The sequence below is a fragment of the Clostridium tertium genome (assembly GCF_902652255.1).
In the GTDB taxonomy this organism is placed as follows: Bacteria; Bacillota; Clostridia; order Clostridiales; family Clostridiaceae; genus Clostridium; species Clostridium tertium_A.
The window spans coordinates 428,051-449,508 of sequence record NZ_CACRTO010000005.1 but is presented as its reverse complement, the minus strand read 5'-3'; the positions used below and the strand labels follow the sequence as shown (position 1 = coordinate 449,508).

21 protein-coding genes and 1 riboswitch are annotated in these 21,458 nt (G+C 29.0%); all 21 genes read left to right on the top strand.

The window, feature by feature from the left end; genetic code table 11:
• Positions 1-61 precede the first annotated feature (61 nt).
• The 21 genes from GPX08_RS02095 to GPX08_RS01995 all read left to right on the top strand — a co-directional run bounded on the left by GPX08_RS02095 (position 62) and on the right by GPX08_RS01995 (position 21,229).
• Positions 62-1,117 (top strand): PilT/PilU family type 4a pilus ATPase, encoded by a 1,056-nt coding sequence (locus tag GPX08_RS02095; RefSeq protein ID WP_156625013.1) that lies wholly within the window; start codon positions 62-64, stop codon positions 1,115-1,117.
• A gap of 468 nt (positions 1,118-1,585) precedes the next feature.
• Positions 1,586-2,707, top strand: a complete 1,122-nt coding sequence (gene ftsZ / locus GPX08_RS02090; RefSeq protein WP_156624939.1) for a cell division protein FtsZ — start codon at positions 1,586-1,588, stop codon at positions 2,705-2,707.
• Between the two features lie 215 nt (positions 2,708-2,922).
• Positions 2,923-3,720, top strand: coding sequence for a peptidase U4 (locus GPX08_RS02085; protein ID WP_156624936.1), 798 nt, complete (start codon positions 2,923-2,925; stop codon positions 3,718-3,720).
• A 4-nt stretch (positions 3,721-3,724) separates the two neighbouring features.
• A complete protein-coding gene (sigE, locus tag GPX08_RS02080) occupies positions 3,725-4,432 on the top strand; it encodes an RNA polymerase sporulation sigma factor SigE (RefSeq protein WP_156624935.1) in 708 nt (235 codons plus the stop codon).
• Positions 4,433-4,514: 82 nt separating this feature from the next.
• Positions 4,515-5,288 carry an RNA polymerase sporulation sigma factor SigG gene (gene sigG / locus GPX08_RS02075; protein ID WP_156624932.1) on the top strand — a complete coding sequence of 258 codons (774 nt, stop codon included), beginning with the start codon at positions 4,515-4,517 and terminating at the stop codon, positions 5,286-5,288.
• A gap of 66 nt (positions 5,289-5,354) precedes the next feature.
• Positions 5,355-5,666, top strand: a complete 312-nt coding sequence (locus GPX08_RS02070; protein WP_156624929.1) for a YlmC/YmxH family sporulation protein — start codon at positions 5,355-5,357, stop codon at positions 5,664-5,666.
• 75 nt (positions 5,667-5,741) lie between these two features.
• The gene (gene nrdR / locus GPX08_RS02065; RefSeq protein ID WP_156624926.1) at positions 5,742-6,197 is read left to right on the top strand and encodes a transcriptional repressor NrdR; all 456 of its coding nucleotides are present in this window, start codon (positions 5,742-5,744) and stop codon (positions 6,195-6,197) included.
• A gap of 208 nt (positions 6,198-6,405) precedes the next feature.
• Positions 6,406-7,143 (top strand): peptidoglycan editing factor PgeF, encoded by a 738-nt coding sequence (gene pgeF, locus GPX08_RS02060; RefSeq protein WP_156624925.1) that lies wholly within the window; start codon positions 6,406-6,408, stop codon positions 7,141-7,143.
• 9 nt (positions 7,144-7,152) lie between these two features.
• Positions 7,153-7,854 (top strand): response regulator, encoded by a 702-nt coding sequence (locus GPX08_RS02055; RefSeq protein ID WP_156624922.1) that lies wholly within the window; start codon positions 7,153-7,155, stop codon positions 7,852-7,854.
• A 3-nt stretch (positions 7,855-7,857) separates the two neighbouring features.
• The gene (locus GPX08_RS02050; protein WP_156624919.1) at positions 7,858-9,564 is read left to right on the top strand and encodes a HAMP domain-containing protein; all 1,707 of its coding nucleotides are present in this window, start codon (positions 7,858-7,860) and stop codon (positions 9,562-9,564) included.
• A gap of 237 nt (positions 9,565-9,801) precedes the next feature.
• A complete protein-coding gene (pstS, locus tag GPX08_RS02045) occupies positions 9,802-10,650 on the top strand; it encodes a phosphate ABC transporter substrate-binding protein PstS family protein (protein ID WP_156624916.1) in 849 nt (282 codons plus the stop codon).
• Between the two features lie 60 nt (positions 10,651-10,710).
• Positions 10,711-11,598, top strand: a complete 888-nt coding sequence (gene pstC, locus GPX08_RS02040) for a phosphate ABC transporter permease subunit PstC (protein ID WP_156624913.1) — start codon at positions 10,711-10,713, stop codon at positions 11,596-11,598.
• A 2-nt stretch (positions 11,599-11,600) separates the two neighbouring features.
• A complete protein-coding gene (pstA, locus tag GPX08_RS02035) occupies positions 11,601-12,425 on the top strand; it encodes a phosphate ABC transporter permease PstA (protein WP_156624910.1) in 825 nt (274 codons plus the stop codon).
• Positions 12,426-12,447: 22 nt separating this feature from the next.
• On the top strand, positions 12,448-13,212 hold the full coding sequence (pstB, locus tag GPX08_RS02030) for a phosphate ABC transporter ATP-binding protein (protein ID WP_156624908.1): 765 nt from the start codon (positions 12,448-12,450) through the stop codon (positions 13,210-13,212).
• Between the two features lie 23 nt (positions 13,213-13,235).
• Positions 13,236-13,892 carry a phosphate signaling complex protein PhoU gene (phoU, locus tag GPX08_RS02025; protein ID WP_156624905.1) on the top strand — a complete coding sequence of 219 codons (657 nt, stop codon included), beginning with the start codon at positions 13,236-13,238 and terminating at the stop codon, positions 13,890-13,892.
• A 265-nt stretch (positions 13,893-14,157) separates the two neighbouring features.
• The gene (locus tag GPX08_RS02020; RefSeq protein ID WP_156624902.1) at positions 14,158-15,489 is read left to right on the top strand and encodes a DUF512 domain-containing protein; all 1,332 of its coding nucleotides are present in this window, start codon (positions 14,158-14,160) and stop codon (positions 15,487-15,489) included.
• Between the two features lie 2 nt (positions 15,490-15,491).
• Entirely contained in the window at positions 15,492-16,808 is a 1,317-nt protein-coding gene (locus GPX08_RS02015; protein ID WP_156624900.1) for a ribosome biogenesis GTPase Der, read from the top strand.
• Positions 16,809-16,810: 2 nt separating this feature from the next.
• Positions 16,811-17,806 (top strand): NAD(P)H-dependent glycerol-3-phosphate dehydrogenase, encoded by a 996-nt coding sequence (locus tag GPX08_RS02010; RefSeq protein WP_156624898.1) that lies wholly within the window; start codon positions 16,811-16,813, stop codon positions 17,804-17,806.
• A 229-nt stretch (positions 17,807-18,035) separates the two neighbouring features.
• A complete protein-coding gene (gene spoIVA, locus GPX08_RS02005; RefSeq protein ID WP_156624895.1) occupies positions 18,036-19,514 on the top strand; it encodes a stage IV sporulation protein A in 1,479 nt (492 codons plus the stop codon).
• 124 nt (positions 19,515-19,638) lie between these two features.
• A complete protein-coding gene (locus GPX08_RS02000; RefSeq protein ID WP_156624892.1) occupies positions 19,639-20,037 on the top strand; it encodes a hypothetical protein in 399 nt (132 codons plus the stop codon).
• A gap of 205 nt (positions 20,038-20,242) precedes the next feature.
• Entirely contained in the window at positions 20,243-21,229 is a 987-nt protein-coding gene (locus tag GPX08_RS01995) for an asparaginase (RefSeq protein ID WP_156624889.1), read from the top strand.
• Between the two features lie 56 nt (positions 21,230-21,285).
• A riboswitch (purine riboswitch) is annotated at positions 21,286-21,387 on the top strand.
• Positions 21,388-21,458: the final 71 nt, after the last annotated feature.

Here is a 21,458-nt window from a genome sequence, read left to right as displayed (position 1 = left end):
GGAAACTTGGGAATTTTATCGAATTATTTAAATTATAGCAATGACCTAGGAGGTAAATGTGGTGTATGTGTTAAATGAATTGTTAAAGGAAACGATAAATAGAGGAGCTTCAGATTTACATTTAACTGTTGGATTACCTCCAACTATAAGATTAAACGGTAAATTAATAAGGCTTGGAGAAGAAAGATTACTTCCAGATGATCTAAAGGAATATGCGCAGGAAATATTACAAGAGAATTTTGATAAATATACTAATATAGGAGAATTCGATACTTCATATTCTGTAGCAGGAACTGGTAGATTCAGAGTAAATGTATTTAAACAAAGAAATAGTGATGCAATAGCTATTAGAGTAATTGCATTAAAAATACCAACTTTAGATGAGTTAAAGCATCCAAAGGTAATAAAAGATATAGTTCAAAAACAAAGAGGACTAGTTTTAGTTACAGGGCCAACGGGTAGTGGTAAAAGTACAACTTTAGCAGCAATGATAAATGAAATTAACAATACTAGGGAGGCTCATATTATTACTTTAGAAGATCCGATAGAATATTTGCATAAGCATAATAAATGTATAATCAATCAAAGGGAAATTGGTAAAGATAGTTCAAGCTATCAAAGTGCATTAAAGGCAATATTAAGAGAAGATCCGGATGTTATACTTGTAGGGGAGATGAGAGATTTAGAAACTATTTCAATTGCAATTACAGCAGCTGAAACTGGTCATTTGGTATTCTCCACACTACATACAATAGGTGCTGCCAAAACCATAGATAGAATAATTGACGTATTTCCACCTCATCAACAACAGCAAATTAGAGTTCAATTAGCTGCTGTTCTTCAAGGAGTTATATCTCAACAGTTAGTTCCTATTGCTTATAAAGCGGGTAGAGTTGCAGCTTTGGAAGTTATGACTACAACACCAGGTATTCAAAACCTAGTTAGAGAAGGTAAAACGCATCAAATTGAATCTGCAATTCAAACAGGTGGAAAATATGGTATGAAAACTATGGATATGGCTTTAGCAGAGTTATATAAAAAAGGTATTATCGATGAAGAGACTGCTTTAACATATTCAGTTGATAAAGAAACTATTAAAAGAATAATGATTTTATAAAAAACAGAGTTTGCTCTGTTTTTTATAAAATCGAAATAGTTAAAAGGAAATTTTGAATTTACGTTGAATATACTTATATATCTTAATTATAATTATGATTATAAAATACATAAGATTTTATTAAAATGTAGATTATGTCTAGGAAAAGGTTGAGTTATTTGAATTTAAATGATAAAATTATAATTGAATTTCATTAAATTTAATAAAAAAAATTAAGGAATTATTATGTAATTCGTTTTTGATAAATTTTTTATTAAAATAATGATAAGTTGGAATTATAATTTTATAGGTGAAAAAACTACACATACTATCTTTATATTACAAATTTCTAAGGTTTACATAGCTAAACTATTGTTAAGTATGTATAGTATGTTGTAAAATTAAATTATAACAATATTTAAGAATTATATTATGGAGAGAAACAAAGTAGAAAATTACTAGTAGATATTTTCTAAAGGAGGAGTTATTTTGTTAGATTTCGAAGTAGATATGCAAGAATTAACCAATATTAAAGTTGTTGGTTGTGGAGGCGGCGGTGGAAATGCCGTTAATAGAATGATTGCAGAAGGGTTAAAGAATGTAGAGTTTATAGCTGTTAATACAGATAAACAAGCTTTAATGTTATCACATGCTAATGTTAAAATTCAAATTGGAGAAAAATTAACAAAAGGTTTAGGTGCAGGAGCTAACCCTGAAATAGGTAAAAAAGCAGCAGAAGAAAGCAGAGAAGAAATAGCAGAAGCTATAAAAGGTGCCAATATGGTATTTATTACTGCTGGTATGGGTGGCGGAACTGGTACTGGTGCAGCACCTATAGTTGCAGAAATCGCTAAGGCAATGAACATATTAACAGTAGGAGTAGTAACAAAACCATTCCCATTTGAAGGAAAGAGAAGAATGAGACATGCGGAAATGGGAATTGAAAATCTTATGAAGGCAGTAGATACATTAGTTATAATTCCTAATGAAAGACTATTAAGTATGGCTGATAAGAAAACAACTCTTTTAGATTCATTTAGATTAGCTGATGACGTATTAAGACAAGGTGTACAAGCTATTTCTGACCTTATCACTATACCAGGGGTAGTTAACGCAGACTTTGCTGACATAGAAACTGTTATGTTAAATAAAGGTTTAGCTCATATGGGAGTTGGACATGGTACTGGTGATAATAAAGCTCATGACGCAGTTAAGCAAGCTATTTCATCACCTCTTTTAGAAACATCTATTGATGGCGCAACTGGAGTTATTATTAACTTTACAGGTGGAGTAGACTTAGGTGCTATAGAAGTATATGAAGCAGCAGATATAGTAAGAGAATCAGCAGATCCTGATGCAAACATAATATTTGGTGCAGTTATTGATGAAACTTTAAATGATGAAATAAGAATTACAGTTATTGCAACTGGATTTGAAGATGATAATGAAAAACTTATAAATCGTGAACCGATATTCGATAAAAAAGTTGTAAAAGAGACTAAGGAAAAAGTAGTTGAAGCTCCAAAAGAGAATGTAAAAAAAGTTGATCCTCTTTTAGATTTTGAGACTGATAGCGTAAATATACCTAGTTTCTTAAGATCAAGAAAATAAGAATGTATTTGAGACCAAGAATTTATTTCTTGGTCTTTTTTTTATTTTGGAACATATTAATAATTAAAATCTATATTTGTTATATTTTATTGCTTTAATCAAATAAGTGTAATTATATGTAATAAATGATAGATGAAAATAAAGAATACATTGATTTATTATGACAAAATTTTATAACTCAACAGTTTATAATTTATATTAAAGGAGGGGGAGAGATGATTGTCTACATAGATATACTTTTAATTGAAAATTTTATAGTGAATTTATTTTTGCTATTAATAACATTTAAGGTGCTTAGATATAAGTATTATAAGACTATTTATTTAGCGGCTGTTATTGGCTCATTATATACATTGGTATTATTCTATGATAATAAAATTCTAGTCTCAATACCATTTAAAATGATAGTAGCTATATTAATGATAATAATTAGTATGAAAAGCATTAATTTCTTAAAGACTATAAAGTCTTTATTAACTTTCATAATATCATCTTTTATATTATGCGGATTAACATTTTCTTTTTCCTTCTTAGAGAATTATTATAGTGTTTTTAATTCATACAGTATTAGTAATTACTCACTAAAATATTTAATACTTGCCCTAATGTGCTTCTATATAGTTTCTATAAAAGTTGCAGATTATATTAAAGATAGAGCGAAGGTAAGTAGTTTTATTTATGATATTGAAGTGAGTAGTGCTGAAAAAACTATATTTATAAAAGGATTATTAGATACAGGAAATGCTCTTAGAGAACCTGTTACTAACTTACCTTGTATTATAGTTGAAAAAGATTTTTTAGAAGAATTTAATGTTAAGAGTAACGAAGAATTTACAATTCCATTTAGGACTATAGGTGAAGAAGGGAATCTTAAGGGATTTAAAATTAATGATGTAAGAATTAGAGGAGCAGATATGGAATGGAAGGTTGTAGATGTTATTATTTGTAGATGTAAGAATAAATTAAGTAAAGAAAATGAGTTTAATGCATTATTATCAAGAGGAGTAATTTAAAGGTATGATGAGTTTAAAAATATTATTAAATAAGATATTAGTGAAACTAGGGATATTCAAAGAAGAAGTTTTTTATGTTGGAGGAAGTGAGGCTCTTCCACCACCTTTAAAAAAAGAGGAAGAAGAGGAATTAGTAGAAAAGTTAATTCATGGAGACGAATCAATAAGAGATATATTAATAGAAAGAAATTTAAGACTTGTTGTATATATTGCAAGAAAGTTTGAAAATACAGGTGTAGGTGTAGAAGACTTAATTTCTGTTGGAACTATAGGATTGATTAAGGCAGTTAACACATTTAATCCTGAGAAAAAAATAAAACTCGCAACATATGCTTCTAGATGTATAGAAAATGAAATACTAATGTATTTAAGAAGAAATAGTAAAGTGAAGGCAGAAATATCTTTTTATGAACCTTTAAATATAGATTGGGATGGTAATGAACTTTTATTATCAGATATATTAGGAACAGAAAATGATACTGTATATAACTTAATAGAAGACGAAGTTGATAGGGAACTTTTATTTTTAGCTCTTAAAAATTTGAATGATAGAGAAAAAGAAATAGTAAGACTAAGATTTGGTTTAAATGGAACTAGGGAAAAGACACAAAAGGAAGTTGCTGATATGCTTGGTATATCACAATCTTATATTTCTAGACTAGAAAAGAAAATAATTAATAGATTAAAGAAAGAAATCAATAAAATGATTTAAGGTTGTCTTGGGTATAAAAGATATTACTATCGGGGATACTCTTTAATGCAGTATGATATTACTTCTAAAGGAGTTGATTAGCTTGATTATTAATAAGGTAGAAATATGTGGAGTAAACACATCCAAGTTACCTGTATTAAAAGAAAAAGAAAAAAGAGAGCTACTTTTGAAAATGAGGGATGGAGATAAAAGTGCAAGAGAATCCTTTATAAAAGGGAATTTAAGATTGGTTTTAAGTGTAATTCAAAGATTTAATAATAGAGGTGAAAATGTTGATGATTTATTTCAAGTTGGATGTATTGGTTTAATGAAAGCAATTGACAATTTTGATTTAAGTCAAAATGTAAAATTTTCTACCTATGCAGTTCCTATGATTATAGGAGAAATAAGACGCTATTTAAGAGATAATAACTCTATTAGGGTAAGTAGATCATTAAGAGATATAGCATATAAGGCTTTACTCGTAAGAGATAAGTTAGTTAAAGATAATAATAAAGAGCCTACTGTATCTCAAATTGCTAAAGAACTGAATTTGCCGCGAGAAGAAGTAGTATTTGCATTAGATGCTATACAAGATCCAGTTTCTTTATTTGAGCCTATTTATCATGATGGTGGAGATGCAATATATGTAATGGATCAAATAAGTGATTCTAAAAACACAGATGAAAGTTGGCTTGAAAATATATCTATAAAAGAAGCCATGAAAAAGCTTAATGATAGAGAAAAGCTTATTTTAACTTTAAGATTTTTTAATGGAAGAACTCAAATGGAAGTAGCTGATGAAATTGGAATTTCACAAGCTCAAGTGTCAAGATTAGAAAAAACTGCATTAAAGCATATGAGAAAATATGTTTAGAGCTCTTTTATAGAGCTCTAAAAAAGAAAGAAATATGTACATGCTATTATGAAAAGGGGGATTTTTATGGGTTTTTTTGATAACAATGAAATTGAGAATGAAGAAATATTAGAAGAAAATGATATCGCACTACATTCTTTAAATGCTCTTAGAACAATGGAAGTAATAGATATTAAAACAGGATCTAAAATTGGATTTATTAAGGATTTTGTTATAGATATAAAAGAAAGTAGAATAGTATCAATATTACTACCTGGAATGGCAAAAGGGTGGTTTGGCAAGGAAGAAGATATAGAAATTCCTTGGGATAAAGTGAAAAAAGCAGGAATGGAAGTTGTATTAGTGGATAGTAGTGATGTTGATGGCCTTAAGAAGTAAAAAATCCTAGCAAATAATAAGGAAAATATGTATAATTTATAGTGTACTAGATAAGTTAGGAAAGGCGTGAATTAAATGAGGTGTCCATTTTGTTCCTTTGAGGAAAGTAAGGTAGTTGATTCGAGATCCACAGATGATAATACTACAATAAGAAGGCGTAGAGAATGCTTGAAATGCAGTAAAAGATATACTACATATGAAAAGGTAGAAGATATTCCAATATTGGTTGTTAAAAGAGATTCTACAAGAGAGAATTTTAACAAAGAAAAGATCATTAATGGATTAATCAGAGCGTGTCAAAAAAGACCTATTTCTAGAATGCAAATTGAGTCCATCGCAGAGGATATAGAAAAAACTATAAGTAATAAGATGATAACAGAAGTAAATTCTAAGGATATCGGAGAAATGGTAATGGATAGACTTAAGGATATTGATGAGATATCTTATGTAAGATTTGCATCTGTATATAGGGAATTTAAAGATATTAATACATTTTTAGAAGAAATAAAAAGTTTAGTTCATAAAAAATAGGACTGTTTATAATGATTTAAGGATCGTTTTAGCAGTCCTTTTTCATATTCTTTTTAATTTTCTATGAGTTTTATATAAAGAAATGGCTTTTTATTTTAATTAAATTTAAGTTAAAAGTAAGTTAAAAATGATATTAAAATTTAAATTAAATAGCAAAAAGTCCATAATAATGGTAAAATTAATAAAAATATATTAATGAGGTGAATCAATGAAAATCTTGTATGCTAAAGATTTTAAAAGGATGTTAGACTTTCTAACAATAAATTTAGATGGGGTAACGGTAGCTTTTTCAACGGCAGAAAATGATAGAAGCTTTAATAGGCACAAGGACTATGGTATAGATAATCTAAATAGCATTGTTAAAGATTTTAAGATAAATAATATAGAATACTTAAATCAAATTCACAGTGATGAGGTGCTAATTTATAAAAGTGAACTTGGAAGTATTATTGATCAAGAAGGGGATGCATTAATTACTAGCGACAAAAAATGTGCTATAGGCGTATTTACTGCAGATTGCGTTCCAATTATTATAGTTGATGAAAAAAACAAGGTGATTGCTGCTATTCATAGTGGATGGAAAGGAACTTATAATTCAATAGTTTCTAGAACATTAGAAAAGATGGAAAATGAATTTAATATAGATAAAAGTAATACAAAGATATTTATTGGACCACATATTAGACAATGTTGTTATGAAATATCAGAGGAACTTAAAGAAAAATTTATAGATAAGACTAAGATAAATGAAGATATTCTATTTAAAGATAGAAATCTAAGTTTAGAAGAATGTATATTAAAAGATATTAGAGAGTTTGGTATAAAAGAGGATAATATATATTCTTTAAATCTTTGTACTCATTGTGAAGAAGAATTAAAATTATTTTCTTATAGAAAATCTGTTGGGACATATGGAAGATTATTTTCATTTGCTTTTATTAAATAGGGAGGTTTAGTGATGCAAGAAAAAATATTAGTAGTAGATGATGAAGATCATATTGTAGAGTTAATAAGCTATAATCTAATTAATTCAGGGTATACCGTGTTAACTGCAAATAACGGGTTAGATGCAGTTAGCATAATAAAAAAGGAAAGACCAAGTTTAGTTTTATTAGATTTAATGCTTCCAGGATTAGATGGCTTTGATGTTTGTAAGGCTGTAAGAAGTGACTCTGACACTAAAGATATTTCAATAATTATGTTAACTGCAAAGGGTGAGGAGTTAGATAAAATCTTAGGACTTGAACTAGGTGCAGATGACTATATAACAAAACCATTTTCTATTAGAGAACTTTTAGCTAGAATAAAAGCAATTTTAAGAAGAACAAAATCTTCAGCTGGAAATGAAGAATTATTTAAGACTAATGAGATATACATTAACTTTGATAGAAGAGAAGTAATTATCTTAGATAATAAAATAGATTTGACATTAAAGGAATTTGAACTTTTAGAGATTCTAGTTAAAAACAGAGGTAAAATATTAACTAGGGAAACTTTATTAGATAAAATATGGGGATACGAATATGTTGGCGAAACAAGAACTGTAGATGTTCATATAAGATATTTACGAAAGAAAATAGAAGTAGATGATAAGAATCCAAGATTTATAGAAACTATAAGGGGAGTAGGATATAGGTTTAATCCTAATTATAATTAAATTATGAAGAAGAGAATACTTTTTTCTTCTTTAATTACTGTTATTTTTGCATTAGTTATAGTAACCTGCTCATTTATTGCCTTAGTAAATATAAAGGGAATAGAAGTAACTAAAGAAACTTTAAAAAATTATAATGATATCTTAATTAAAACTGATAGTTTAAATAGTGATTTCTTAAAGGATTTTACTATTAATAGTTCAAAGGTTAGATTTACTTTTGTAGATAAGAATGGAAAAGTAATTAAAGATACAGAAAATGAGACTTTAGAAAATCATTTAGATAGAGAAGAAATAACAAATGCTTTTACACTAGGAGAAGCATCAACAACTAGACATAGTAATACCCAAGGCGTTAATGTAGTATATTATGCGACTAAGGTTAATGATAATTTAGTTATAAGATCTTCAGTGCCTTTAAATACTATTGAATTTTTTGCTAAAAATTATACTATCTATTATTTAATTGTTATTTTACTTGTGTTATTTTTATCCATTGGACTTTCATTAAAGTTAATTAGAGCAGTAATTTATCCGTTGAAGGAGTTAAAATCTGTTACTAATAAGATTGCTAATGGAGATTATAGTAGAAGAGTAAATATTTATACTAATGACGAAATTGGTTCACTAGCAAATACTTTTAACAATATGGCAGATCAATTACAGTCTAAAATAAGTGATTCTTTAGACAAGCAAAATAAGCTTGAAGCCATATTAGAAAGTATGGAAAGTGGAGTAATTGCAGTAGACAATAATAAGAAAGTTATTTTAATTAATCCCTATGCTAAAAATCTTTTTGGAATCGATGGGAATATTATAGGAGAAAATATTTCGGAGCATATAATAGATTATGATTTAATTAGTTTTATTAAAAGTATCCATGAAATTGAAACTAAAGAGATTAAACTTATGCATCCTATTGAAAGGGAACTTAGAATAAAGAAGGCACCTATAATTAATTATAGAAAAATGCCTATGGGGATAGTTGTTACTGTATTAGATATTACAGATATAAAAAGATTAGAAAATATAAGGAGTCAATTTGTTGCAAATGTATCTCATGAGTTAAAGACTCCACTAACATCTATAAAGGGTTTTGCAGAAACTTTAAAATATGTAGATGATGCTAGTACTAGGGAAAAGTTCTTAGACATAATAGATAAAGAAGCTGAAAGACTGACTAGTTTAATTAATGATATTTTAATTTTATCAAATATAGAAAATAGCAATAAGATGATAGAAGAGGAATTTACTCCTAGTGAGATTATTGAAGATGTAATTAATATGTTTACAACTAATGTTAGTAAAAAGGAAGTAATCATAAATTATGAAGGTAGTAAATCTGGAATACTTATAGGCGATAAAGACAAATTCTTTCAAATGATGTTAAACCTAGTTGAAAATGGAATAAAATATTCTAGTTCAAAAACAATAATAAATATTAATTCATATGAAAAAGGTGACTATTATTTTATTACAGTTGAAGATAATGGAATAGGAATTCCTAAGGAAGATTTACCAAGAATATTTGAACGGTTTTATAGGGTTGATAAGTCTAGAGCTAAAGGGGGAACTGGGCTAGGACTTGCAATAGTTAAGCATATAGTAAAGATGTTTAATGGTGAGATATATGTAAAGTCTATTTTAAATGAAGGAACTAAGTTTACTATAAAACTTAGAAAATCAAAAAGGTTAGCAGAATATAATTATTAATTAAAAGCTATATCAAAATTTATTGATATAGCTTTTTTTATAATATTTTATTTAAGACTATAAGAGTATAAATAAGCTACATAAAAGTAATTATTTGTAAGGTTATGTTAAATTCATTTAACAATATCATAACTTTTCTTAACCTTTAAATAATATTAACTTAACTTTCAGAGATTAATATAAGTATGTAAAGTGAATTAATAAAAAAGGCGAAACGTCAATTTGGAGGAGAATTTTATGAAAAGAAAAAGTTTAAAACTTTTATGTACTGCATTATTAATTTCTGTAGTGGGAGGAGCTATTGCTGGATGTGGAAACTCTGGTGAAAAAGCAGAAGGTGGTAGTTCAAACCCAGTAACTATATCAGTATCAGGATCTACTTCAGTTGGACCTCTTATGGAAAAGATTGCTGAAAAGTATGAAAGTACAAATAGTAACGTTTCTATAGAAATTAATCAAGTTGGATCTTCAGCAGGAATTAAAGATGCAATAAATGGAGTTTCTGAAATCGGAATGTCTTCAAGAGAACTTAAGGCAGAAGAAGAAAGCCAAGTTAAATCAAATGTAATAGCATATGATGGAATAGCAATTATAACTAATAAAAACAATCCGATTAAAAACATAACTTTAGAACAAATTCAAGGAATATATACAGGAAAAATAACTAACTGGAATCAGATCGAAGGTGGAAAGGATGCTCCGATAGTAGTAGTATCAAGAGAAGAAGGATCAGGAACTAGAGATGCATTCCAAGAAATAGTTAAATATAAATCAGAAGAATTAAAAGCTGATGCTATGATATCTAATGGTAATGGTGGAGTTAAAGAATCAGTTGTTGGAAATGAAAATGCAATTGGATTTGTATCATTCGAATACTTAGATGATAAAGTAAATGTTGCAAATGTAGAAAACGTAGAACCTAAAGCAGATTTAGTTAAGTCAGGAGATTATAAAATTTCAAGACCATTCTTACTTGTAAATAAAGATGGAGCGTTAAGTGAAGATGGACAAAAACTTATAGACTTTATATTAAGTGATGAAGGACAAACAATAGTTAAAGAAAACAAGTTAATTCCAATTAAATAACTTGACATATTAAGAATGCTCCCTAGTTGAGCATTCTTACTTTCATAGGAGAGTGTATTAATGTTAAATGTTAAAAGAAACAACAATAGTAAATATGTAATAGAAAAAGTATCTAAGGCAATATTTTTAGTAAGTGCTCTTATTGCAGTAGTAAGCTTATTATTAATTATAGGCTTTGTATTTTATAAAGGACTTACACCTTTTGTAAGTAAAGGATATTCTTTTAAGGAGTTTTTATTTGGTACTAAGTGGATACCAAGCTCAGATCAATTTGGAATATTACCTATGGTTTTAGCTTCTATATTCGGAACGTTAGGATCTTTAATATTAGGAGTACCAATAGGAATATTAACAGCTATATTTATAGCTGAAATTGCACCTAAAAGAATAGGAAAGATTATATCTGGAGCAGTAGAACTTTTAGCAGGAATTCCATCAGTATTATATGGGGTTTTTGGATTGGCAGTTATAGTTCCTTGGATTATGAATACATTTAATTTACCAAAGGGACAAAGCTTATTAGCAATTATTATAGTATTATCAATTATGATGTTGCCAACAATAGTTACAGTTTCAGAAACTGCAATAAGAGCAGTTCCTAAATCATATAAGGAAGGTTCTTTAGCTTTAGGTGCTTCGCATATAGAAACAACATTTAAGGTTGTAGTTCCAGCTGCAAAATCTGGTATTTTAGCAGGGGTAGTTTTAGGAATAGGTAGAGCAATAGGTGAAACTATGGCTATTATATTGGTTGCAGGAAATTCACCTGTAATCCCTACATCAATAATGGATTCTGTAAGACCATTAACTACTAATATAGCACTTGAAATGGGGTATGCCTTTGGAACTCATCAAGAAATGCTATTTGCTACAGGCGTTATATTATTCTTATTCATATTATTATTAAACTTAGTTTTAAGTAAACTTTCTAATAAGGAAGGTAACTGATTATGAGGAAATTTAAAGAAAATATTTTAAAATTGTTACTTTGGTTATCTGCTATAGCAACAGTAGCAGTGCTAGTATTTATTTTAGGATTTATATTTATTAAAGGATATAAATTAATCAACATAGATTTTATTACTAAAAATTACTCTCCTTCAGGAGATGGTGGAATATTACCGATGATAGTTTCTACTTTATATACAGTATTTATCTCTATTATAGTGGCAACACCAATTGGAGTATTAGCAGCAATATATTTAACAGAATATGCAAAGCAAGGTAAGATGGTAAAATTAATTAGATTTGCAACTGAAAGTTTATCAGGAATACCATCTATTGTATATGGTTTATTTGGTTCTATATTCTTCGTAATAACATTGAAGTTTGGTTACTCATTACTTGCAGGTTCTTTAACAGTAGCAATTATAATATTACCTGTAATAATTAGAACTACAGAAGAAGCTTTGAAAGCTGTACCAACTTCATATAAAGAAGCTTCATTAGGTCTTGGTGCAACAAGATTCCAAACTCTTTATAAAGTAGTAGTTCCAAGTGCATTACCAGGAATACTAGTTGGTGTAATACTTTCGATTGGACGTGTAGTTGGAGAATCAGCAGCTATATTATTAACAGCAGGAACAGTCGCTAAAATGCCTAAAGGGATAATGTCAAGTGCAAGAACTTTAACAGTTCAATCTTATTTGGTTACTCAAGAGGCAGGAAATATAGAACAAGCTGCAGCTGTAGGAATTGTATTAATAGCAATTATACTAGTTTTAAATATATCAGCTAAGCTTATTAGTAAGAAGTTTAGCAAGGCAAATTATTAAAAAGTGCTATGAGGTGTAAAGTATGTCAAATGAACAAGTAAAAAAGATTCAAGTTCGTGATTTGAATTTATATTATGGAGATAATCAAGCGTTAAAGAACATAAACATAGATTTAGAAGCAAATAAGGTAACTGCTTTTATAGGTCCATCTGGATGCGGTAAATCTACATTCTTAAGAACTTTAAACAGAATGAATGATTTAATAGATGGAGTGAAAATAGATGGGGAAATATTAGTTGATGGAGAAGATATATATAAGAGTAAAGATGTAATAGCCCTTAGAACAAAGGTTGGGATGGTATTCCAAAAGCCAAATCCTTTCCCTATGTCTATTTACGATAATATAGCATATGGTCCTAGATTACATGGAATAAAAGATAAAAAGACTCTTGATGAAATTGTTGAGAAAAGCTTAAAAGGTGCTGCTTTATATGACGAGGTTAAGGACAGGCTTAAAAAGAGCGCTTTAGGGCTATCAGGTGGTCAACAACAGAGGTTATGTATAGCTAGAACTATTGCTGTTTCTCCTGAAATTATATTAATGGATGAACCAACATCCGCTTTAGATCCAATTTCTACGAATAAAATGGAAGAATTAATGGAAGAATTGAAGAAGAAATATACAGTTATAATAGTAACCCATAATATGCAACAAGCTGGAAGAATAGCAGATAAAACAGCATTCTTCTTAAATGGAGAAATTATAGAATATGCTGATACTGAAGAAATATTCTATAAGCCTAAGGATAAGAGAACAGAAGATTATATTACTGGAAGATTCGGTTAAAAATTATAAGAGGTGATTTGAAAATGATGAGAGAATTGTTAAGTAATAAGATTAAGCTACTTAACTCAGAATTAATTGAAATGGCTAGCTTGGTAGAAAAGCAAATAGTAGATAGTATGACAGCCTTAAAGGATCAAGACATAGATTTAGCAAAAAGTGTAATTAAAAATGATGATAAGGTAGATGATTTTCAAAAGCTTATTGAAGAAAAATGTATTAAGTTTATGGCTACTGAATCTCCAGTTGCAGGAGATCTAAGAAATATATATACTACTTCTAAAATAGTAACAGATTTAGAAAGAATGGCAGATTATGCAGTAGATATTTGTAAGATTGTACCTAGAGTTAAAGGAGTAGATTTTTCAGATGATATATCTCCAATTTGGGAGCTTGTAGATATAGTTACAAATATGATTAAGCTTGCTATTGAGGCATATGTTAAAGGTGATGAAAAAGCTGCTTATGAAATATGTGATATGGATGATAGAGTAGACGAAATATATAGGGGAATGTTTGGAATAGTTCTTAAAAAGATGGTAAAAGATGAATCTATGATTAATCAAGGAACACAAATATTATTTGCTTCTAAATACTTAGAAAGATTAGGCGATCATGTTACTAATATTTGTGAATGGATAATATTCTCTAAAAAAGGTAATTACGTTGATTTAAATGAATAATCTATAAATCTAACTTAATTTTTAATTGGGGCTGTCAGAAGACAGTCCTTTTATTGCTTTTATCATCATTAAATTACAAAGATAAGGTTACTTTTTATGTTGACTAGATAGTATTATTAATGTAAGATAACATCAAGTGATTATTAAAATTAGGATAACTATGTTTAAGTGAATAATTGCTGTAATAAGAATAAATGTATATTTGTATTGATTTGATTTTTCTATATAAATAGATTTTAATTTTATAAATATTGAGGTGAGGAAAGTGAAAAATTTAATAAAAAAAGTTGATGAAGGAAGTATAGCTGAAGAGGTAGGTATTGAAGTAAATGATGTTCTAATATCTATAAATGGTACTCCAATTGACGATATAATTGATTATAAGTTTTTAGCAGTAGATGAAGAGGTACTACTAGAAATAGAAAAGCCAGACGGAGAAATATGGGAGTATGAAATAGAAAAAGAATACGGGGAAGATTTAGGTCTTGAATTCCAAGGCGGTATAATGGATAAAGCAAAAAGCTGTTCAAATAAATGCATGTTTTGCTTTATAGATCAACTTCCAAAAGGGATGAGAAATACATTATATTTTAAGGATGATGATTCTAGATTATCATTTTTACAAGGTAATTTCGTTACACTAACTAATATGAAGGATGAAGATATAGATAGAATAATAAGATATAAAATAAGTCCTATAAATATATCTGTACATACTACTAATCCAGAACTTAGAGTTAAGATGCTTAAAAATAGATTTGCTGGATCTATTATGGAAAGGCTTAAGAAATTAAAAGATGCTGAAATAGAAATGCATGCACAAGTTGTATGTATACCTAATGTAAATAATGGTGAGGAATTAAGAAAGACTGTAAGTGACTTATATGAACTTAGACCATATGTAAAGAATGTAGCAGTAGTACCAGTAGGGGTAACAAAATTTAGAGAAAATCTTCCTCAGTTAGAAACCTTTACAAGTGAAACATCAAGAAATGAAATAATGATGATTAAGGATTTACAAGAGAAGTATATAAAAGAAACTGGAGCACCGTTTGTTAGATTATCTGATGAGTTTTATATAGTTGCAGGATTAGATGTACCTAATAATGAATTTTATTCAGAATACGAACAGCTTGAAGATGGTGTCGGAATGATTAGATACTATAGAGAAGCTGTAGAAGGTGCTATAAATAATTTAGATGTTAAATTAAAAGGAAGTTTCTCAATGGTAACAGGTGAACTTGCCTTTGAAGAAATAAAAAGATCAGCAGACCTTATAATGAAACATAATCCTAATATAAGTATTGACGTATATAAGGTTATAAATAACTTCTTTGGAAATACTATAACAGTAGCAGGTCTGTTAACAGGAACTGATATAATTGATCAACTTAAGGGCAAAATTAATTCAGAGTATTTAATTATGCCAAATAATATGTTTAGAAAAGGCTATGAATTAGCACCAGCTGACATGGTAATGTTAGATGATTTAAGAATTAACGATATAGAAGAAGCTTTAAATGTTAAGGTTATAGTTTGTGATTATACTGGTGATGACCTTATTGACATAATAAATGCAAATTGCAAGGAGGATTAATAATGGGTAAACCGATAGTAGCCATTGTTGGAAGACCTAATGTAGGTAAATCGACATTATTTAATAAATTAGCAGGACAGAGAATATCTATAGTACAAGATACTCCTGGTGTAACAAGGGATAGAGTTTATGCTCAAGCAGAATGGTTAAGTTATAACTTTACTATGATAGATACAGGTGGTATTGAGCCTGAAAGAGAAGATATAATTGTAAAACAAATGAGAAGGCAAGCTAATATTGCTATTGAAACAGCAGATGTAATTGTATTTGTTGTTGATGGAAAAGAAGGATTAACACCAGCAGACCACGAAGTAGCTGGAATGCTTAGAAAGAGTAAAAAAGAAGTTGTCTTAGTAGTAAATAAAGTAGATTCTTTAAAAGAAGAAGACAATGCATGGGAATTCTATAATTTAGGTATAGGTGATCCTATAACTATATCAGCAGCTCAAGGATTAGGTCTTGGAGATATGCTTGATAGAGTAGTTGAAAACTTTGATAAGTTTAATGAAGCAGATGAAGAAGATGAATATATTAGAATTGCAATGATAGGAAAACCAAATGTAGGTAAATCTTCATTAATTAATAGACTTTTAGGAGAAGATAGATTAATAGTTTCTAATATACCAGGAACTACTAGAGACTCTATAGATAGTACATTAGAAACTGATCTTGGAAAGTTTGTATTAGTAGATACTGCTGGTCTTAGAAGAAAAAGCAAGGTAAAAGAAGAGATAGAAAGATATTCTGTAATTAGAACATATACTGCAATTGAAAGAGCTGATGTATGTATTTTAATGATAGATGCTACTGAAGGTGTAACAGAGCAAGATGAAAAGATAATAGGATATGCTCATGAAATGAATAAGGCTATAATGGTTATAGTTAATAAGTGGGATCTTATTGAAAAAGATGATAAAACAATGCAAAGATATAAAGAAGATTTACAAATGAGTTTAAAATTTTTAAAGTATGCTAAATATTTATTTATATCAGCAAAGACAGGACAAAGAACTCATAAAGTTTTAGAAATTGCAAAAGAATGTTATGAAAATTATTCAAAGAGAATTCCTACTGGTATTTTAAATGAAGTAATTAATAAAGCAGTTCTTATGAAAGAGCCTCCTATAGTTGGACTTAAGAGAATGAAAATTTATTATGCAACACAAGTTGCTACTAAACCACCGAAATTTATCTTCTTTGTTAATGATTCAAATGCAAGACATTTCTCATATGAAAGATATCTTGAGAATCAATTAAGAGATAGTTTCGATTTTAGTGGAACAGGTATTCAAATGGAATTTAAGGAGAGGAAGGAATAATTATGAGTAATGTGGCTTTTTTAGGAGGAGGAAGCTTTGGAACAGCTTTAGGAATATTATTGGCTAACAAGGGGTTAGATGTTAGTATTTATGATAGAGATAAAGCTGTTGTAGAAGATATAAACTTAAATAGAAAAAATGATAGGTATATAAAAGATTTAGTAATACCTAAAAATGTCACAGCTTTTAATGATTTAGATGAAGCGTTAAAAGATATAAAATTCTTAGTTCTAGCTGTGCCTTCACATGTTGTAAGGACAGCTGCTAGATCATTAAAAGGCAAGATTAATAGTGATGTTATAATTGTAAGCATTGCAAAGGGAATAGAGGAAGGTACTAATCTTAGGTTATCTGAAGTAATAGAAGAAGAGCTTCCTAATAATAAAATTGTAATATTATCTGGACCTAGCCATGCAGAAGAAGTTGCCTTCGATATTCCAACTACTGTTGTTGTTTCTTCAAAAGATAATGAGGCAGCAAGTATAGTTCAAGATTTATTCATGACAAGTAGCTTTAGAGTTTATAGTAATGAAGATCTAGTTGGAGTTGAGATAGGTGGAGCAGTAAAAAATATTATAGCTTTAGCTGCAGGAGTATGTGATGGTATTGGGTATGGAGATAATTCCAAAGCTGCCTTAATGACTAGGGGGATGGCTGAAATAGTTAGAGTAGGAATGAAGCTTGGTGGAAAGCCTGAAACCTTTCTAGGGTTAACTGGAATGGGTGACCTTATAGTTACTTGTACTAGTTTGCATTCAAGAAATAGAAGAGCTGGTTTCTTAATAGGTAGTGGAAAAAGTACAGAAGAAGCTACTAAAGAAGTTGGAATGGTAGTTGAAGGAATAAAGGCATGTAGAGTTTTTTATGAACTTAAAGAAAAACTTCAAGTAGAAATGCCAATTACAGATGTCCTATATAAGATATTATTTGCAAATAAGGACCCAAAAGATGCAGTTACCTTTTTAATGGGAAGAGAAAAAAAGAGTGAAATATATTAAAAAATAAAAGAATTAATGATTAAAAAATAAAAGGGTTTGGATGTCATTTAACCAAATTACTGAAAATAAATTAATTTTAAAAACTCCTTAGGGAGTTTTTTTATATCCCAAAATTATATTATAGTTTAATATATGATTTTAAATTATTATTTATATATTTAAAAAAGTTGTATATTTTTTTTAATACTAGAATATATATATAGTGTTAAAAATAAGTAGGAGGTACACCGTGGACAGCTTTAATATATATAAAGATATAGCTGAAAGGACGCAAGGGGACATTTATGTAGGTGTTGTTGGTCCTGTAAGAACTGGGAAATCTACATTTATTAAAAAGTTTATGGACCTTATGGTAATACCAAAGATTGATAATAATTATAAGAAGGAAAGAGCAAAAGATGAATTACCTCAAAGTGGTTCTGGTAAGAGTATTCATACTACTGAGCCTAAATTCGTACCTAATGAGGCAGTGGAAATAACAATTGATGAAGAAATAAAGTTTAAAGTTAGAATGGTTGACTGTGTAGGTTATATAGTAAAAGGAGCAATAGGTTATATGGATGGGGAAGAGGCTAAGATGGTAAACACTCCATGGTATGATTATGAAATTCCTTTTGAAGATGCAGCTGAAATAGGAACGAGAAAAGTTATTACTGATCATTCAACTATCGGACTTGTAGTAACTACTGATGGCAGTATAACAGGGATAGAAAGAAGTGAGTACTTAGAAGCAGAGGAGAGAGTAATAGAAGAGTTAAAGGCTATAAGAAAGCCTTTTATAGTTGTACTTAACACTAAACATATAAACTCTCCAGAAACAAGAACATTAAAGAAAGAACTAGAAGAAAAATATGATGTTTCAGTTCAGGTTATGGACGTAGCAAACATGAATGAAGATGATGTTGAAGATGTATTTAAACATGTACTTAAAGAATTCCCAGTTAGAGAAATAAACATAGATATGCCAACATGGGTAGAAAAATTAGAAGTTGATAATTGGCTTAAAAAAGATTTCTTTAATATAATAAAAAATATGTGCGAAAATATAAGTAGGGTTAGGGATGTTAAGGCTATTTCTGATATGCTTAAAGATGAAGAAAATTTAGCACCTGTTGAAATAAGCCAAGTAAACTTGGGTGAAGGAAAAGCAACTATTAAGATGAAACCTAAGGATGGAATTTTCTATAATATATTAAGTGGTATTTGTGATTTAGATGTAAAATGTGAAAGTGATTTATTATCAATTATTAAAGATTTGAATTTCGCTAAGAAAGAGTATGACAAGGTTAAAGATGCTTTAATAGATGTTAGAGAAACGGGATATGGATTAGTTCCACCTCAATTATCTGAAATGAAGTTTGAAGAACCTGAAATGGTTAAACAAGGAAATAGATTTGGGGTTAAATTAAAAGCTTCAGCACCATCATTGCATTTTATAAAGGCGAATATTAAAACTGAAATTAGCCCTATTATGGGATCTGAAAAAGAAAGTGAAGAGCTTGTAAAATCTCTAATGGAACAATTTGATAATGATCCTCAATCATTATGGCAAAGTAACATGTTTGGAAAGCCTTTAGAGGTTTTAATTAAAGAAGGCTTACAAAATAAACTATACAAGATGCCTGAAGATGTTCAAGTTAAAATCCAAAAAACTTTACAAAAGATAATTAATGAAGGTAGTGGCGGATTGATTTGTATTATATTATAATTTTTGAGGTTGGTGTGTAACCAACCTTAATTTTTTGAAATAATATAGTAAAGAATACTAATAAATGCTGTAATATAAGTCGATTATAAAAACTAATATACACTATATAGAATTGAGGGGTATTATGGAAGATAGATTTTGTACCTATAAGAGAGTTGGATATTTTAAAGACAAGATGGCAGAAAACTTAGGGGTAAAATTTACAGGAACCATTTATGCTTCCCTAGGGGTAGTAAGGCATATCAAAAAGAAACATGGCAAACATTTAGGAAAGAAAATTTTAAGTAATATGATTGAGCATATGAAAGAAGTAATAGAGGATCCTGATTATGTAGGAGTATATAGTATGACTAATGAGGGAGCTCATATTGAGTTAATAAAAGAAGGAGAAGTTAATATATTAATAGGGATTGATATTGATTATAAAAAAGACTATATCTATGTATCGACAATGTATCCAATTACGGATAGTAAAATAGATAGTAGAAAATTTAGCGGAAAATTAATTAGATATACTGGATAATTATCTGTTGAAAGAAAATTAGTATAAAGATATAATAGTATAGTAGTTTCAAGTATTAATTGTTGAGGTGAGAAAAGGCTCCTCACACGCTGTTTCAGTAAAAAGAGATGTAGGATACGCCGCCCTACCAACAATATATATTTTGTATTAAACTTTTGGGTTCACCAAGAGTTTTTATTTTATATTAAACTTTAGGAGGAGAGCTATGAAAAAAGTAGCAGTGGTATTTAATGGTGGAACTATATCTATGAAGGTAGATGAGAGAATAAAGGCAGCAGTACCTAGTCTTACGGGCGAAGAAATTATGTCTATGGTTGCTGGAATTGAAAATTATGCAGAAATTGAATCATATAGTTTTTCAAGTAAGCCTTCACCTCATATGACTTTAGAAGATATGCTAGGATTAAGTAAATTAATAAAAGAATTAGTTGAGAGAGATGATATAGAAGGTGTGGTTTTAACTCATGGAACTGATACATTAGAAGAAACGGCATACTTTCTAGATTTAACTATAGACACGGAAAAAGTTATAGTTGTAACAGGGGCTATGAGGAGTAGTTCGGAGTTAGGTTATGATGGACCTTTCAATTTAGCTACTTCAATTTGTACAGCTATTTCTGAAGATGCAAAAGGAAGAGGTGTTTTAGTTTGCTTTAATGGAGAATTAAATTCTGCGTCAGAAGTTACTAAAGCAAATTCTATGGCGTTAAATGCCTTTACAACACCTAATTTTGGACCTATAGGAATAGTAGATAATAATAAAGTATTATTTTATAGAAGAACAATAAAACATAGAGTTTATAATATAGATAGAGTAGTAGAAAAAGTTGCCTTAATAAAGTGCGTGGCAGGTATGGATTCTGAGTATATAGATTTTTTAATAGATAATGGATACAAGGGTATAGTTATAGAAGCTTTAGGTAGAGGGAATGTGCCACCTCAAATGATTGGTGGAATAAAGAGAGCCTTAAATAATAATGTACCAGTAGTGATAGTGTCTAGATGCTTTGAAGGTAGAGTATTTGAATCCTATGGTTATGAAGGTGGTGGAAAGATGCTTAAAGACTTAGGAGTATTTTTTGAAGAAAGTATGCCAGGTCAAAAAGCGAGAATTAAGTTAATAGTAGCATTATCTAGTGATAAGGCAATAGATATAGAGGAGTCTTTTAAGAAAAAAACGAATTTTAGATAAAAAGCCTTTAAGTTCATACGGTATTATTGACAAAGTTAGACATAAAATATATAATAATATTCGTAAGAGAGATAACTCATATAAAGTTGACGATAAGGGTCAAAAGTTTCTACCAAGATGCCGTAAATATCTTGACTATGAGTAAGGTGCTATTTTAGCATTTGAAAATCCTAAGAGTTATCTTTACAAAGATAACTCTTAGGATTTTTTTTACACATAAAACATAGGG